General features: G+C 37.0%; 10 protein-coding genes. 4 read left to right on the top strand and 6 right to left on the bottom strand.

The features are described from left to right. Positions 1–12 precede the first annotated feature (12 nt). The 5 genes from JF75_RS09065 to JF75_RS09045 form a co-directional block, all read right to left on the bottom strand. The gene (locus JF75_RS09065) at positions 13–3369 is read right to left on the bottom strand and encodes a MucBP domain-containing protein (protein ID WP_046332736.1); all 3357 of its coding nucleotides are present in this window, start codon (positions 3367–3369) and stop codon (positions 13–15) included. A 178-nt stretch (positions 3370–3547) separates the two neighbouring features. Further along, on the bottom strand, positions 3548–3967 hold the full coding sequence (locus JF75_RS09060) for a hypothetical protein (RefSeq protein WP_046332735.1): 420 nt from the start codon (positions 3965–3967) through the stop codon (positions 3548–3550). Positions 3968–4412: 445 nt separating this feature from the next. Continuing rightward, a complete protein-coding gene (locus tag JF75_RS09055; RefSeq protein ID WP_046332734.1) occupies positions 4413–4598 on the bottom strand; it encodes a hypothetical protein in 186 nt (61 codons plus the stop codon). A 148-nt stretch (positions 4599–4746) separates the two neighbouring features. Then, positions 4747–6609, bottom strand: coding sequence for a MucBP domain-containing protein (locus JF75_RS09050; RefSeq protein ID WP_046332733.1), 1863 nt, complete (start codon positions 6607–6609; stop codon positions 4747–4749). A 265-nt stretch (positions 6610–6874) separates the two neighbouring features. After that, positions 6875–7828 (bottom strand): class A sortase, encoded by a 954-nt coding sequence (locus JF75_RS09045; RefSeq protein WP_046332732.1) that lies wholly within the window; start codon positions 7826–7828, stop codon positions 6875–6877. Between the two features lie 249 nt (positions 7829–8077). On the opposite strand from JF75_RS09045, the gene JF75_RS09040 reads away from it, so the two are divergent. From JF75_RS09040 to JF75_RS09030, 3 genes are all read left to right on the top strand, one after another. Continuing rightward, entirely contained in the window at positions 8078–8947 is an 870-nt protein-coding gene (locus tag JF75_RS09040; RefSeq protein ID WP_046333000.1) for a PRD domain-containing protein, read from the top strand. 145 nt (positions 8948–9092) lie between these two features. Continuing rightward, positions 9093–11066: a beta-glucoside-specific PTS transporter subunit IIABC gene (locus JF75_RS09035; RefSeq protein ID WP_046332731.1), complete on the top strand. Its 1974-nt coding sequence runs from the start codon at positions 9093–9095 to the stop codon at positions 11064–11066. 15 nt (positions 11067–11081) lie between these two features. Next, positions 11082–12527 carry a glycoside hydrolase family 1 protein gene (locus tag JF75_RS09030; RefSeq protein WP_046332730.1) on the top strand — a complete coding sequence of 482 codons (1446 nt, stop codon included), beginning with the start codon at positions 11082–11084 and terminating at the stop codon, positions 12525–12527. Between the two features lie 124 nt (positions 12528–12651). Here JF75_RS09030 and JF75_RS09025 read toward each other — a convergent pair whose 3' ends face one another. Continuing rightward, the gene (locus JF75_RS09025) at positions 12652–14373 is read right to left on the bottom strand and encodes an ABC transporter ATP-binding protein (protein WP_052726910.1); all 1722 of its coding nucleotides are present in this window, start codon (positions 14371–14373) and stop codon (positions 12652–12654) included. Between the two features lie 495 nt (positions 14374–14868). Here JF75_RS09025 and JF75_RS09020 point away from each other — a divergent pair. Continuing rightward, the coding region (locus JF75_RS09020) for an IS1182 family transposase (RefSeq protein WP_046332728.1) at positions 14869–15268 on the top strand (400 nt) is incomplete at its 3' end.

Genomic DNA, 15268 nt, shown 5'->3' with positions numbered 1-15268 from the left:
TTCAGAATTTAATTAGTCTTTCTTACGCTCAAGCCAAGCAGCACCTAGAGCAGTGGCTAAGGCCAAACCGCCTAGGGCCAGCATGGCCAAACTATTGTGCTTCTCTGCACCAGTTTGCGGCAATGCATCAGTTCTGCTGTTCTGATTCAGCTTGCCTTTTTGTGGGTCAGAGCTAGAAGTCTTGTTTAATTTGCGACTTGCAGCCGCCAGTTTAGCAGGGTGGTTAGCCTGATGCTTGTTAGCTGTGAGACCTTTGATTGATTTGGCAGGTGCTTTCTTGCTCTGCTTATTTGCATGAAGGCCTTTAATTGCCTTCTTTTTCTTGTTCTTTTTGCTAGTTGGAATTGGAGTCGGCTCATTGTCAGTCTGAGTCTGGTTTCCAGCTGGGGCAGTGGTAGAATTATTAGTTTGGCCATCATTCTTGCTGTAAACGTAGGTCACGCTTTGCGGACTGTTGATGAAGAAGCCAGTCGCATTATCGGGCCGAGTCTTTAAAGTATAGCCGGAGACAGTCTCAGCACCAGTCGTATAGCCATCACCAATGCGGCCTTGGATTACGCGGTCAGGGGCAATGGAGTTGCCATGTTCATCTTGATAATGAACTGTGACTGCAGGCGCTATGGCTGCAGGGCTGTTGACAATTGAACCAGCAGTATTGGAAGCATTAGAGCCATTGGAATTATCAGAACTGTTAGGGCTGTCAGAACCATTTGAGCCATCAGAGCTATCGGAACTATTCGAGCTGTTGGAGCCGTTAGAGCTGTTAGAACTATTTGAGCTGTTTGAAGTGTTAGAGCTATTTGAACCATTGGAGCTGTTCGAGCTATTTGAACCGTTAGAACTATCAGAACCAGTCGAACCTTCGGAACCGGTTGAACCTTCAGAACCGGTTGAGCTATCAGAGCCAGTCGAGCTATCAGAACCGGTTGAGCTTTCGGAGCCAGTTGAGCTTTCAGAGCCAGTCGAGCTTTCAGAACCGGTTGAGCTTTCAGAACCGGTTGAGCTTTCGGAGCCAGTCGAGCTTTCAGAACCGGTTGAGCTTTCGGAGCCAGTCGAGCTTTCAGAACTGTCAGAACTATTAGAGCTATTCGAACTGTTAGAGCCGTCGGAACCATCCGAAGTGTCAGAAGTGTTATCAGTTTTACTCTTAGAGTAGACCAAAGTAATATCTTGCGGGTCAGAGATAAATGCTTTTATATCAGAATTCTTGTTTTCTTTGAACTTGTAGCCAGCAAATTCTTTGCTGGTGTCAACAGTTATCGGATCTGAAATGTTGCCGAAAAGTTTTTCATCAGGAATCTTTTCACCTTTTTGATCAACTAGCTGCTTGCCTTCTTCATCTTGGCGATGAATGGTTATGGTGCCACCAGTATATCTAACGTAAGTATCATGGTCTCTGTCACCTCGATAATTAGTCATTAAGTCAGCTGAAGACCATTGATTAGTACCTTTAGTCAAGGAATCGTTTCCTTCACCCATGTTTACCCAGGTACCTGGTTGTTGAAGTGAATCATTTGGTAGATCATTCGTTGTAGTGAATTTAATTCCTTTACCTAAAACTAATTTAGTTAAATTTGTACATGAATCAAACAAACTATAATCTACAGCATCATCAGTAATTGTAAAACTAGATAAGTTTACGCTAGATAGGTCAGTATCTGCATAAAACATAGAAGAAAAGAATGCAACTTTGCTAGTATCAAAACTTGAGAGATCTAATGAAACTAATTTTGGACAATTGGCAAACATGTAGCTCATGTCAGTGACATCTGAAGTAATGAGGTTATTTAAGCCGTTAATTTGAGTTAAATTAGGAAGAGTATCAAATAATGAATCAGCTGGCCCATTAATTGTTATTTTTCCCAAAATATCTATTTCATTAATATTATCAGTATTTATATTATTTATATTATTATTAATGCCAATTTCTTTTTCGGCGGTGTTGTCAATTGTATATGTCTTATCTTTTTCACCAAGCGATAAGATGCCATTATTAAAGGTAAAAGGAACACCTTCCCAAGTGTTATCAGTTTTACTCTTAGAGTAGACCAAAGTAATATCTTGCGGGTCAGAGATAAATGCTTTTATATCAGAATTCTTGTTTTCTTTGAACTTGTAACCGGCAATTTCCTTGCTGGTATCAACAGTTACCGAGTCTGAAATGTTGCCGAAAAGTTTTTCATCAGGAATTTCCTTACCATCTTGATCAACTAGCTGCTTGCCGTCTTCGTCTTGACGATGAACAGTAACGGTGCCACCAGTATATCTAACATAAGTGTCATGGTCTCTATCACCTTGGTAATTGGTCATGAAATCGGCTGAAGACCACTGATTAGTACCCTTGGTCAGAGAACCATCGCCTTCCCCCATGTTTACCCAGGTTCCTGGTTGCTGGAGTGAATTGTTGGGTCTACCATTAGTTGTAGTGAATTTAAAACCTTTACCTAAAATTAATTTGGTCAAACTGGAGGTATAATCTTTGCTTAATACAAACATCCCCATCGTTGTGGCATCATTTGCAACAGTAAAACTGGATAGATCCACGCTAGTTAGGCTGGGGTCTGCGGAAAACATTACATTAAAGCTGGTCACATTGGTAGTATCAAAACTTGAGAGATCTAAAGAAACTATTTTTTTACAGTCAAAAAACATCCATAGCATACTCGTTACTTTAGAAGTATCTAGTTTATCTAAGCCATTGATTGTGTTAAGATTCGTGAGTCGAGAAAAAAGCATCTCAGCAGATCCAATGATGGCAATGGGAGCATTAATATCGATTTCTGTGATATCGGCTCCGGAAATATTACTGATATTATTGTTAAAACTAATATCCTTATTGTCTGAATTATTTATTGTATAGGTTTTGCCTTTTTCACCTAGAGATAATACGCCATTATTAAACGTGACAGGTATATCTTCCCAAGTACTTGAGATGGTAGTATTGCTGTCACGAATTGCGTTAGCAGGATCAAATTGTGTAGAACTCGCTTCTTGCTTGTTAGCTTTTGCATCGTCTATGGTGCTTGGATCACTGGTATTGCCTGCAGCTGCATTTTGATTACTGCCACTTGCTGTGCTGCTTGCAGTGCTAATGCTATCTTCATTGCCAGCAGATTGACTGCTGCTGTCTTGGTCAGTGTGGTCATCATTAGTAGCTGTTTCGCCTTCCGTTTCTGAACCAGTTTCACTTTGGTAGTTCAATTTAGTCTTGACTGCTCTTCTAACAGTCTTCTTGGTGGCACGAGTGCCATTCTGATTAGCTGCTTTCACCGTTTGGGGCTTAGCATTAATTAAGCCTAAAGCAGCTGCGGCCACGCCGCCGAGCAATATTTTTTCTCCTTGCTTGTTAGCATTCTTATGTGTACTCATATAATTCCTCTTCTAAACTGCATATTAATATAGGTTTAGTATATGGCTGGCTTAGGCAAAAGTCAAACTCATTGTGATACTTAGCACATTGATCATAAAGAAATAATGTTCTAATTCATTTATAAATTAGAACACTATTTTTTATATTAAATTATATTTATCATCAAAAATAATTAAATTAATCATATACGATGAATGGGATAATGAACCATCCGCCTTCACCATAAGAACCTTTATAATTAATTGTCATGTAATGAATGGACTGAGGCTCTGAACTAATTCCAGTGATATCCCAAGTAACTGATTTTCCATCATTTGAAACTACACCGGCATTTTTCTTCCAATTGCTGAGGTAATATTTAACATAATGATCGTGTTGGACATCATCTGTATCTGCCACCCGAATCTTCATTGGTTTTCCATCAATACCAATTAAATTATTATAACGGAATGTGTAGAATGGTGTGCTTGATGAAAGGTAGTATCCATTTGTGCTAACGTCCTGATAATAACCATACGCTTGGCTTAAGTTTTTATCTGAACCTAATGGGGAGAAGTCAGTAATACCATTATAAACAATAGGAACTGATGTTAACAAAGGTTTATTTGCTAATGCAGATATATCAGAAATAGAGCATTGTTGGAAATTAACACTATATAAATTCTTTAGTCCCTTTATTGCACTGATATCGGATAGAGTGCTGTGCAATAATGCATGTGCAGACCCAAAGTGCTTAATATTTAGTGGTAAACTGATTGTATATAAATTAGTAGCGTATTCTAGACCAGTTAGTGATTTAATGCTGATTGCAGCTGCATAATAATAGACATCATTTTCTGCAAGAACACTCTAACGCTTAGGTTTTTAATTTAGACAAATCTTCTTTAGTAATTTTGCTTATGCTATTTGGATTACCATATAAATTATAGGCAACTACTTTTTATAAATTCTTGACAGGCATCCAATCGTCAATAGTATCATCAGATTTGGTTGTTACTTTATTTTTAATACCGGCAGTTTTTGCTGAAGCTGGTAAAGTTGGTCACAAAGATTTCGATGGAAATGTTTTAGCAGTTCTCGTTAAACTACTTGCTGCTAATGTGTTGCCTGATACACTGTCAGCCTTAACTGCATGTGGGCCACCAACAGCTAGTGCCAGTGCAGCAGCAGTAATTCCACTAAATAGCAATTTCTTGCTTTGTTTACTTAATTCTATGTGTTTATTCATAAATTTTAACTCTTAAATTATTAGCCAATAACAATTTACATCATCATTGTATATCCATAATATAATAATCGCGATAAGAAACAATTATAATTTAATTAAAGTTGTATAGAAAAAGCGCTCCATAAGTACATTTATAGAGCGCTGATTTTTAATGTTTGCTTTTTCTATTGTAATAAATAATAGCTAATCCTAAAACACTGAATAATGATATTAAACCCAGTGCTAACAGTCCTAATTGCCAGCCTGTTATTGCTTTAGCACTAGGTTGGCGAACGTCTTTTTTCTTATTAACTATTGATTGTATCTTACTATTAATATGAGTCTTTTGCCTGTGTTTATATTTTTGCGATTTCTCTTCTTTAACGGTATTTTTACTACTTAAGATATTTTTAGTATAAATATAGGTTAGCTCCTGTGGCTTTTGCTTGAGCGTAATCACAGTTGTATCTAAACCAGTATCAATATGTGAACCGTTAAAGTCTTTAAGTTTAATAGTATACCCTGATAGTTTTAAGGCCGGAGCAGTTTGCTGATCATTAACAAAGCCACTTAGAATTTCATCTGGTGCAACTTTTTTGCCAGCAGTATCTTGATAATGAACAATCACATTTGAAACTTTTTCCCTATCATAATAGAAGGTAATTTCTTGCGGTTGATTGTTAAGTACAATAGCTACGCTTCCCGGATGGTGTGAAATACCATTATGGTCAATTTGATAACGAATCGGTGTATAACCGGAAATGTCCTGCGGCTGAATTATTTTTTGTTCACTGAAGACACCGCTAATTGTGCTTTCAGGAGCGATTGGTTTACCCGTTTCATCTTGATAATGGATGGTGATATCTGCTGCCTTGTTACGAGTATAAATTAAAGAAATTTCCTGTGGGTGAGCGGTAATAGTAGTTGTGACAGAGTCCTGGCTAATTGGCGTCGTAGTGCCATCAGCTGATTTAGCGCTGATTGAATAACCAGTAAATGTTGGAATAGTAATAGTGCTGCTGGTATTAACGTCACCATATAGTTTCTGCTGACAGGCAATGGTATTATCCGCGTCATCTTTAAAGTGAATTGTAATAGGCTGCCCGCTGACAATTCTAAACGGAATAATGTACCAGCCTGAAATTATTGGCTCTTGCGCTGAATTATTACTATGGAACTTAACGGTCATTGCTGCGCTATCACCTGGCTGCAGTTTCGAAAGGTCCCAAGTTACAGTCTGTTTACCATTGACTTGACCAACATGATCACTCCAGTTGCTGTAATATTGCTTGACTAAATATTTGGCATTAAGATGCTTACCAGTTTCAATCTTAAGTGCCATGTTTTTGCCATTAAAATCAAGCAGCTGATAGGGACCGGATGTATAAGAAGTAGTCCCTGCAGTTAGATGAATTGGCTCTGCCAAAATTATCTGTTTTCTTAGCTTTAGACTGCCGCTTTCAATTAATTGCTTATTCGATTTTAATGGTGAAAAATCAGTAATTGCATTATATGAAAGATTTAGTTGAACCAATTGTGGTTTATTTGCCAAGGCAGATATATCATGCAAGTTGCACATTTCCAAATTAATATTGGTTAATTTATGCAAATTTTGCAAAGCAGAAATATCCGCTAAAGTTGAATTAAGAACAGCCCGGTGACACCAATCACTGTTTAGCTGACGGTCAGGAGCCAGGTTGATTTTAACTAGATTAGTTGCGTATTCTAATCCAGTGAGTGATTTAAGCCGCAAACGTAAGCGATATTCAGCAGGAGAAATAATATATTTCCGTTTGCCATGAACGACAGGTATTTCTTTTGGTGCGATTAAACTAAGTTCTGTCAGATTGGCAAGACTTTCTTTAGTAATTTGCTTAATTGGTTGACCTAAATTAGCGGCCACAATTTTTTGCAAAACTTTATCTGGCATCCAGCTGTCAAGTGTGTTGGAATCTGCGGCAGAATTTTGCAATTTAAATGCAGGCTCAATTGTGGCATTCAAGCCGCTTGATTCACGGGTTTTAGTCGTCATTTAGTCATCATCTTCTTTACTATTCCAAATAGCAGTAAATTTGGCTTTTTTTAACTAGAACGCTTACTTTGAAATAACATGATTATTATAATGATCAAATTAAAGAAGTTTGCAAAAAATAAACATAATTATTTACACCAAAGTAACCGCAACCAAATACTATCCTCATAATACTGTGTTAACCTCAGTATAGCATGGATTAACACAGATGACTATTTCGAAATAGATAATTTTTACTACTATTATATAGTTAACCTTTCAATTGCTATTTCAAAAACCAGATATGACCAAGTCGCCAGCCTATAGTAAGGACAAAAACAACGTTAAAGATAATAATTGCTGTCCTGATAAAAGTCATATTTTGGTAAAATTTTGGCTTGGCCTTTGACCTGACTTGCACAGTCTTGTTAATTGTCCTGTGCTGTTTATTGCCCTTCAAAGATATATTATGTTCTTTTTTGCTATGCTTTGGCTTAGCAGTCAATTCGCTAAGAACCAAATTATGCTGATTTGCTTTCATTTTACTAATTAAGTCGCCCTGTGCAACTGTACGGTGTTGACCGTAGCCGTATTTGGAAGTATTAAAATCAGAACAAGTAATTAGTGTAATCATGCTCTTATCCTGCACATTATTTTCGACTTCGACTTGAGTAGGTTTGATGGCAAAAGAAATATTTTTTATTTTATACACGTAAATATGATGCAAGTCTGTTACATAGATGAGGTCACCGGGGTGAGCCAGATGCAAATTATCCAAAACTGCTGGACCATAAGAACCCATATAGTGTCCTGCAAGTACATAATTATTAGCACCACCCATGACGCGATCAGGCAGGCAGGTAACGACACCGTATTCTAAGTTCTGGTTTTGATCGCCATAACCGGCAAAGAGCGGATTATGAATATTAACAGCAGGAATAGCAATGCGGCCAATAGCGTAGGCCTTAATTTGCTTGGCTCTCAGGACGCTGGCTGCACTAACTGATTTGGTTTTGCTGGCATCATAACTTGTTTTGCGTTTTTTATTTCTATCTGCTTTCTTTTGTGTTAAAGTGGTATTTGCTTTTTCCGCATTTTGCTGCACTACATAGGAGTTGCCAAAACCGGAGCCGAAAAAGATCAAGGTTACGCCCAGATAGAACAGGGCACCTAAAAGTAACACACGAATAGTGGACCATATTTGCTGTTTTAAAGATTTTGCTTGCTTTTTACTTGCCATTTGATCCTTTTCCTTTAAACTGCTATTAGGCTTCAGCTACTATTTAAGTATAAATTTGCTTAAAGCACAATTATTTGTCTTGAATTAAACACTTAAAAAAATAATCAAATAAGTATTGAAATCGCTTTAATACTGATTTATAATATCAGCTGTAAGTAGACGTGTTACTGATTTGATCAGGCATTACCTATGAACAATACTTTTTTGGTACTGTTTGTAGGTTTTTTTATTGGAAAGGAAGTAGTTGAAGTGAAATTTGTTAAAAATTTTAACAACAACGCTGCCTTAGTGTCTGATAAAGCCGGAGTAGATTGGGTGGTGATTGGCAACGGGATTGGCTTTGGCAAAAAAGTCGGCGATCCCATTGATGAGAACAAAATTTCACGCCGTTTCGTTGCTGTTGAAAAGAACATTAAGATGATTGACAGCGTAAGAGATATTGATCAGCGGACCTTGACGTTAACGACTGCTGTGATTAATTTGGCAAGTCAAAAATTACAGATCACTTTTTCAGATTATGAATTTTTAGTGTTAGCTGATCACATTGATTTTATGTTAACACGTGCAACAGGAAATATTGAATTAGGCCAGGATACGCTTGGTTGGGAAATGAAGAAAATATTTCCGAAGGAATATAGTACGGCTCAGGAAGCTTTAAAGTTAATGCAGGAAAAAACCAAGCTTGATTTTCCTCAAAGTGAAGCCACTTATCTGACATATCATTTCATTAACGCTGGTTCTGGTCAAACAAAGCTGCAGGATACGATTAAAATTACTAAACAAATTAAGGGAGTAATTGATATTATCCAGTATCAATACGGAATGCAGCTGGATACTGAATCGTTCAACTTCAACAGGTTCATGACGCACTTACGTGCCTTTATGGTAAGGCATATGTGTGGCGAAAGTGACAAAGATTCAGGTAGTGAGCTTGATCATTCACTAATTGAGCTGATGAAAGTAAAATACAAAAAGGCGTATGATACTGTCCAAAAAATCGGCACGTACTTATACAAGCAAGCAGGCTGGCAATTACAGCCTGATGATCAGGTATATTTAACTCTTCACGTCTGGAGGGTAACGCATAGGCAAAAAGATGCTCAATCGCAGAAGAATTAAATTTACTCTATTTTAATAATTTATTAGTTTAAACGGTGTGTTACTGTTTACAGGCATTAACCCGAGAACTTCAAGTAAAAATCTCACAATAAATTAGTGAGGTGCTTTCTTGAGGTCCTCGGGTTTTGATATTTAGGAGGAAAAAATGACTTACGAAGACTTAAGTCGTGAAATTATCGCTGATGTTGGCGGTAAAGATAACGTGATCAGTGTTGTGCACTGTACTACGCGCTTACGTTTTAAATTAAAAGATATGAAAAAGGCTAACGATGACAAATTAAAGGCCACTGATGGCGTAATTTCTGTTGTGAAATCGGGCGGTCAGTACCAAGTTGTGATTGGTAATAATGTCGCTGATGTCTACGACACGCTGGTTAAAGTAGGCGGCTTTTCTGGTGGCGGCAGCGTGCCCGATGATTATGAAGATACCAGCAACATGAGTTTAGCCGATAAGTTTATTGATTTAATTTCCGGTATTTTCAACCCGATTTTAGGACCAATGTGTGCTGCCGGTATGATCAAGGGCTTTAATGCCATGTTTCTGGCTTTTGGCTGGGAAGCACAAACTTCTGGTACTTACATTATTTTGAATGCCATTGGTGACAGTTTATTCTACTTCCTGCCAGTTATTTTAGGAATTTCAGCAGCTAAAAAGTTCGGCATGAATGGCTATCTAGGTGCAACAATTGGTGCTGCACTTTGCTATCCTTCAATTGTCGCAATGGCCAGCAGTAAAACAACTCTGTTTACTGTATTTAAAGGTACTATTCTCCAAGCACCAATTCACATGACTTTTTTGGGAATTCCAGTAATTTCGATGAACTACACTTCATCAGTCATTCCGATTATCCTTTCAATTTGGTTTGCATCTAAAGTGCAAAAATTGGCTAAAAAGATTATTCCTGATGTTGTCAAAACTTTCTTAGTGCCATTTATGGTTTTACTAATTACTATTCCTGTTACCTTTATTGTCATTGGCCCTGTTGCTACCTGGCTTGGTAATGCTATTGCAGCAGCTGTTAGTGGAGTTTACAACTTTAGTCCTGTTATAGCCGGCATTTTAATGGGCGCATTCTGGCAAGTATTTGTTATCTTTGGCGTTCACTGGGGCTTTGTGGCAGTCATGATGACCAATATTGCTGCTTTAGGCTATGATCCAATCTTAGGCTTATCTTTAGCGGCTTCATTTGCTCAAACGGGTGTCGTTTTAGCAATTATTTTCCAAACTAAAGATGAAAAAACCCGCAGTATTGCAATTCCAGCCTTTGTTTCTGGTATTTTCGGAGTTACTGAGCCGGCTATTTATGGTGTCACCCTTGAAAGAAAGAAGCCGTTTATTTTAAGTTGTATTGCCTCTGCAATTGGTGCCGGCATCATTGGCTTCTTCCAAGTAAAAGTATTCCAAATGGCCGGAATGGGAATCTTCTCAATTCCAGATGCAATTGGTAAAAATGGTATTGATACTGGTGTTTACGGTTTGATTTTGGCTATGGCGATAGCTGCAGTTTTAGGCTTTGCTTTCCAAATGCTATTTGGTAAAAACAGTGTTGATGCACCTATAACCGAACAAGCTGCTTTAGCCACAGCTACAAATGCAGGCACAGATGATGCCGCAACAAACAATTCTGCAAGTTCCGCAAATGTTAAACCAGAAGTTTCATACAATAAGGAAGAAAAATTGGTAGCTCCGTTAAATGGACAGGTTGTGCCATTAAGCGAGGTTAAAGATGAAGTCTTTTCCAGTGGTTCAATGGGCAAAGGCGTTGCGATTGAACCACAAGAAGGCAAAGTTTGTTCACCCCTTGATGGTGAAGTGGTAATGGTTTTCCCTACCGGCCACGCAATCGGACTTAAATCTAATAATGGCGCTGAAGTAATGATTCATATTGGTATGGATACGGTGGAACTTGATGGCAAAGGCTTTACTACTTTAGTTAAAAAAGGTCAGAGTATCAAAAAGGGCGAATCTCTTATTAAATTTGACCTTGAGGCTATTAAAAAAGCTGGCTTTGAAACTACTACACCAGTAATTGTTACTAATTCTAATAGTTACCATGAAGTTAATGTAGTTGCGAATGGTACAATAACTATCGGGGATCCATTATTAGACCTGAAATAACGAAAGGAGATAACAATGACTACAAATAATTTTCCTAAAGGATTTTTATGGGGCGGCGCTACTGCCGCCAACCAATTAGAGGGTGCTTACCAAGAGGGAGGTAAGGGCTTATCTTTGCCAGATGTTATGCCTGGCGGTAAAGACCGAATGAAAATCATTGCTTCACCTGATTTTGATTTTAAGATTAAGCCAGATTATGTTTATCCTAATCATATTGGCATTGATCACTATCATCATTATAAAGAAGACATTGCACTTTTTGCCGAAATGGGCTTCAAGTGCTACCGTTTTTCAATTGCTTGGTCCAGAATCTTTCCTAATGGAGATGAAGAAACTCCTAACGAAGAGGGACTTAAGTTTTATGACTCACTAATTGATGAATGTTTAAAGCATGATATTGAGCCTGTAATTACTATTTCTCACTATGAATTACCTCTTCATTTAATTACAGAATATGGCAGCTGGAAGAACAAGAAGCTGATTGACTTCTACGAGCGCTTTGCCCGCACCGTTTTAACTCGCTACCAAGACAAGGTTAAATATTGGATGACTTTCAACGAAATTAACAGTGCAGCTCACTTTCCAATTATGAGTCAGGGCTTAACTACAAGTAACGGCGCTGACGATAAGAAAAATATTTACCAGGCTTGGCATAACCAATTTGTTGCTAGTGCAAAAGCAGTTAAAATTGGTCATGAACTCAATCCTGATATGAAAATTGGCTGCATGATTTTATACGCTACTACTTACAGCTATGATTCAAATCCTAAGAACCAATTGGCTACCCTGCAAGATAATCAGACTAATAACTTTTTCTGTGCCGATGTTCAAGTCAGAGGACATTATCCTGCTTATACCAAGAGCTTGTTGGCTCGTCAAGGCGTGCAATTAGCTGACATTGATTATACTGATGATGAATTAGCATTGTTAGCTCAATATCCAGTTGACTATATTGGTTTTAGCTATTATATGTCATCCGTAGTTGATGTTACCCATGAAAACCAAGAAACTGCTGACGGCAATATGATAGGCGGCGTTAAGAACCCATTTTTAAAGAGCAGTGACTGGGGCTGGCAAATTGATCCAACCGGATTAAGAATTGCCCTGAACCAACTATCAGATCGCTACCAAAAACCTGTTTTCATTGTTGAAAACGGTCTGGGCGCGTTAGATAAGCCGGATGAAAACCATTATGTGGCAGATGATTACCGGATTGACTACTTGCATGAACATATCGAGGCTATTTCCCAGGCAATAGACGATGGCGTTGATGTTATGGGCTATACTCCTTGGGGATGTATTGACTTGGTCAGTGCTTCAACTGGTGAAATGTCGAAACGTTATGGCTTTATTTATGTTGATGAAGACGATGAAGGCCACGGAACCTTTAAGCGCTACAAGAAAAAGTCATTTGACTGGTACAAGAAGGTTATTTCCACTAACGGTGCTGATTTAGGGTAAATCTTGGCAAAGATAAGACTCGGCTCATGTGAGCAAAATAAACAAGAAAAAGCGTGCTTAAAAGCACGCTTTTTTGCTATGTCAATTTCTATTGCAATTTTTTCAAAACATTGATTGCTATAAACTAATTAATCATAGTTAGGCTGCATAGATTATATAAATCACCTTTTTGCTTCATTAATTCTTCATAAGAACCTTCTTCAGTAATAGTGCCGTCTTTCATAAAAATTATCGCATCATATTTTTGTAATAAGTTTGGATTCAATTTATGTGTTACCACAATTGATGTTAAATCCTTTATTTCTAAAATGGCATTTTCAATTGCAGTAGTATTTTTTTGATCTAAAGATGACGTTGCTTCATCCATTAATAAAATAGGTGTTTTTCTAATTAATGCTCGCGCTATAGAAATTCTCTGCTTTTGGCCACCAGATAAAGCTTTGCCATTTTCTCCAACATTCAGATCAACGCCCTTAGAATTGCCGTCTACTAGCTTTCTTAAACCAGCCTTATTTATAGCATAATTCAGTTCTTTATCTGTAAAAGATTTGCCTAGCATTATATTATACGCAAGAGAATTATCAAAAATATAGACGTCCTGTTGGACAATATTTATTAGTTTATAAAGCGATGACAAATTAATGTTATTGATATTTACGCTATCTATACTGATGTTGCCATCCTTAGTCAATTTGTAATATCTCATTAGTAACTTTAATAATGTTGTTTTACCACTGCCCGACATACCTACAAGCGCGTATTTCTTGCCTTTTTCTATTTGTAAGTTGATGTTTGAAAGTACTGTTTTTTCCGCTTCATCATGCTGGGGATAGGAAAAACTAACGTTGGTCAATTTGATCTCATTTTCAAATCTGTTCAATTTCAAATAGTTGCTGTTATCTTTTACCGGATTATGCACTTTCTCCAGCAACTGATTCAGAGTTTTGCTGGCGGCTAAACCAGCCTTTTTGTTATTCATTTCCAAGCCCAATTTGCTCAATGGCATTACAATAAAATTAACTAATTGCACAATTGCTGTAACTCCACCAATACTGGTGTTTCCATTAATTACCATAAACATACCGAGTCCGTATGCAACCAGAAAAACTAAATATCCAGAGAAATTCGAAATTGATCCCGAAATATTATTAAGTTCTGACAGAGAAAACTCGCTATCAGCCCGTTTATCGTTACCGTTCTGAAATTCTTTGCTAATTTGCTTTTCAATATTAAAGCTTTTAATTACTAAAAAGCCTGAAAATGCGTCTTTTACCTTGGAGACATAGGCATTTTGTTGTGTCAAAGCCAGATTCTGCTTTGCTTGCATTTTCCCACCCAACAAACTCATAACAATAATTGGCACTAAACTTACTATTAGCACTGGTATTGACAGCTGCCAGTTAATCATAAACATCCCTATAATCGAGAAAAGCAATAATGACGAGTTAGAAACAATACTAAAGAAAGATTTGATATATTTTTCCTCAATTGTCGATACAGTATTGGTCATTGTTGCCAAAAAATCTCCGGTACTATTGTTGCTGAATTCATTTAGGTCACTTGCAATAATCTCATTAAAAATATGCCTGCGATATTTTTTACTAAAATTATTAACAAACCTATTTTTGGTTAGTTCACTGGTAAAAACAGCAGCTGCCAAAAATATACATACTAATAAACAAACAAATATTGCATTTTCTAATTCATAAACATTCCTGGCAATCCCTGAGTCAATTAATCTTTTTAACACCAAAGCAAGCAATAAGTTTATAAACGGATAAACTATTCCCGAAAAAAAGAGCGCAAGATAGTAATTTAACTTATCATATTTTTTGTAATTTTCCATTAATATAAACATCCTTTCTATTCTAAAAAACGTAAGTAAAAGTATTTAATTATTTTAAATTCTTCTACGTCTTCTCACTATACGCTAAACATTTTATAATCGAAAGAACTATTTTAAAATAAAGCTATATTTTTTAAAATTATAAAATAATAGTTATAATAATTATTGATGTTGAGAGTCATAGAAAGGTGTTTTCAAACTAAAATTTGTCAAAATTAAAAATGTTTCTGACTAGCTGTCTTTAGTTTTTTACATCCCTTTGTCACCAGCAAATACTGGTGATTTTTAATAAGCTCACTCAAAATAAACACAACAATTAGAAATTGCAAAAAATTAACGCAAATAAAAAGAGTCTGGGAAAAAAACTAGTTCCCAGACCACTAAAAAAGAACGATGATTTCCTTACGGATTTCATCGTTCTTTTGCTATACTTTTAGCTTCTGCCTTGATATTATTAAATCACCACAAAATAAAAACAAAAAGGTGGAAACTAACATGTACAAAGATTATATCACAGGCCAAACTGCTTTAACACTTAATTTAGACTTTACTATTCCTAATAATCACTTAGCGACCGTGATTGGCTGGTTCGTTGACTCGATCCCAGAAGATGTTTTGCTGGGTGATACTGCCAAAACTGGGCGGCCTGCTTATCACCCGGCTATGATGCTGAAGATTTTGCTCTTTGCTTATTCTCGCAGAGTGTTTTCAGGCAGAAAGATTGAGCTGCTGCTGGCAGAAAATTTGCCGATGATGGTATTAGCTGAGCACCAGCAGATTTCATATCATACAATCAATAACTTTAGATCAAGTGACCACGCTAACGAATTGGTTAAGAAAAGCTTCCTTTACTTTACTAATCTTTTAGAGGCAGAAGGCCTGATCAATGAAGGGG

It is taken from the genome of Lactobacillus kimbladii (genome assembly GCF_000970755.1).
In the GTDB taxonomy this organism is placed as follows: domain Bacteria; phylum Bacillota; class Bacilli; order Lactobacillales; family Lactobacillaceae; genus Lactobacillus; species Lactobacillus kimbladii.
This window is presented reverse-complemented; position numbering and strand designations above follow the sequence as displayed.

Bases quoted from the DNA above. Each gene is read 5' to 3' on its own strand.
- JF75_RS09055 (WP_046332734.1), bottom strand. From the start codon at position 4,598: ATGAATAAACACATAGAATTAAGTAAACAAAGCAAGAAATTGCTATTT.
- JF75_RS09030 (WP_046332730.1), top strand. From the start codon at position 11,082: ATGACTACAAATAATTTTCCTAAAGGATTTTTATGGGGCGGCGCTACT.
- JF75_RS09025 (WP_052726910.1), bottom strand. From the start codon at position 14,373: ATGGAAAATTACAAAAAATATGATAAGTTAAATTACTATCTTGCGCTC.
- JF75_RS09035 (WP_046332731.1), top strand. From the start codon at position 9,093: ATGACTTACGAAGACTTAAGTCGTGAAATTATCGCTGATGTTGGCGGT.
- JF75_RS09045 (WP_046332732.1), bottom strand. From the start codon at position 7,828: ATGGCAAGTAAAAAGCAAGCAAAATCTTTAAAACAGCAAATATGGTCC.
- JF75_RS09050 (WP_046332733.1), bottom strand. From the start codon at position 6,609: ATGACGACTAAAACCCGTGAATCAAGCGGCTTGAATGCCACAATTGAG.
- JF75_RS09065 (WP_046332736.1), bottom strand. From the start codon at position 3,369: ATGAGTACACATAAGAATGCTAACAAGCAAGGAGAAAAAATATTGCTC.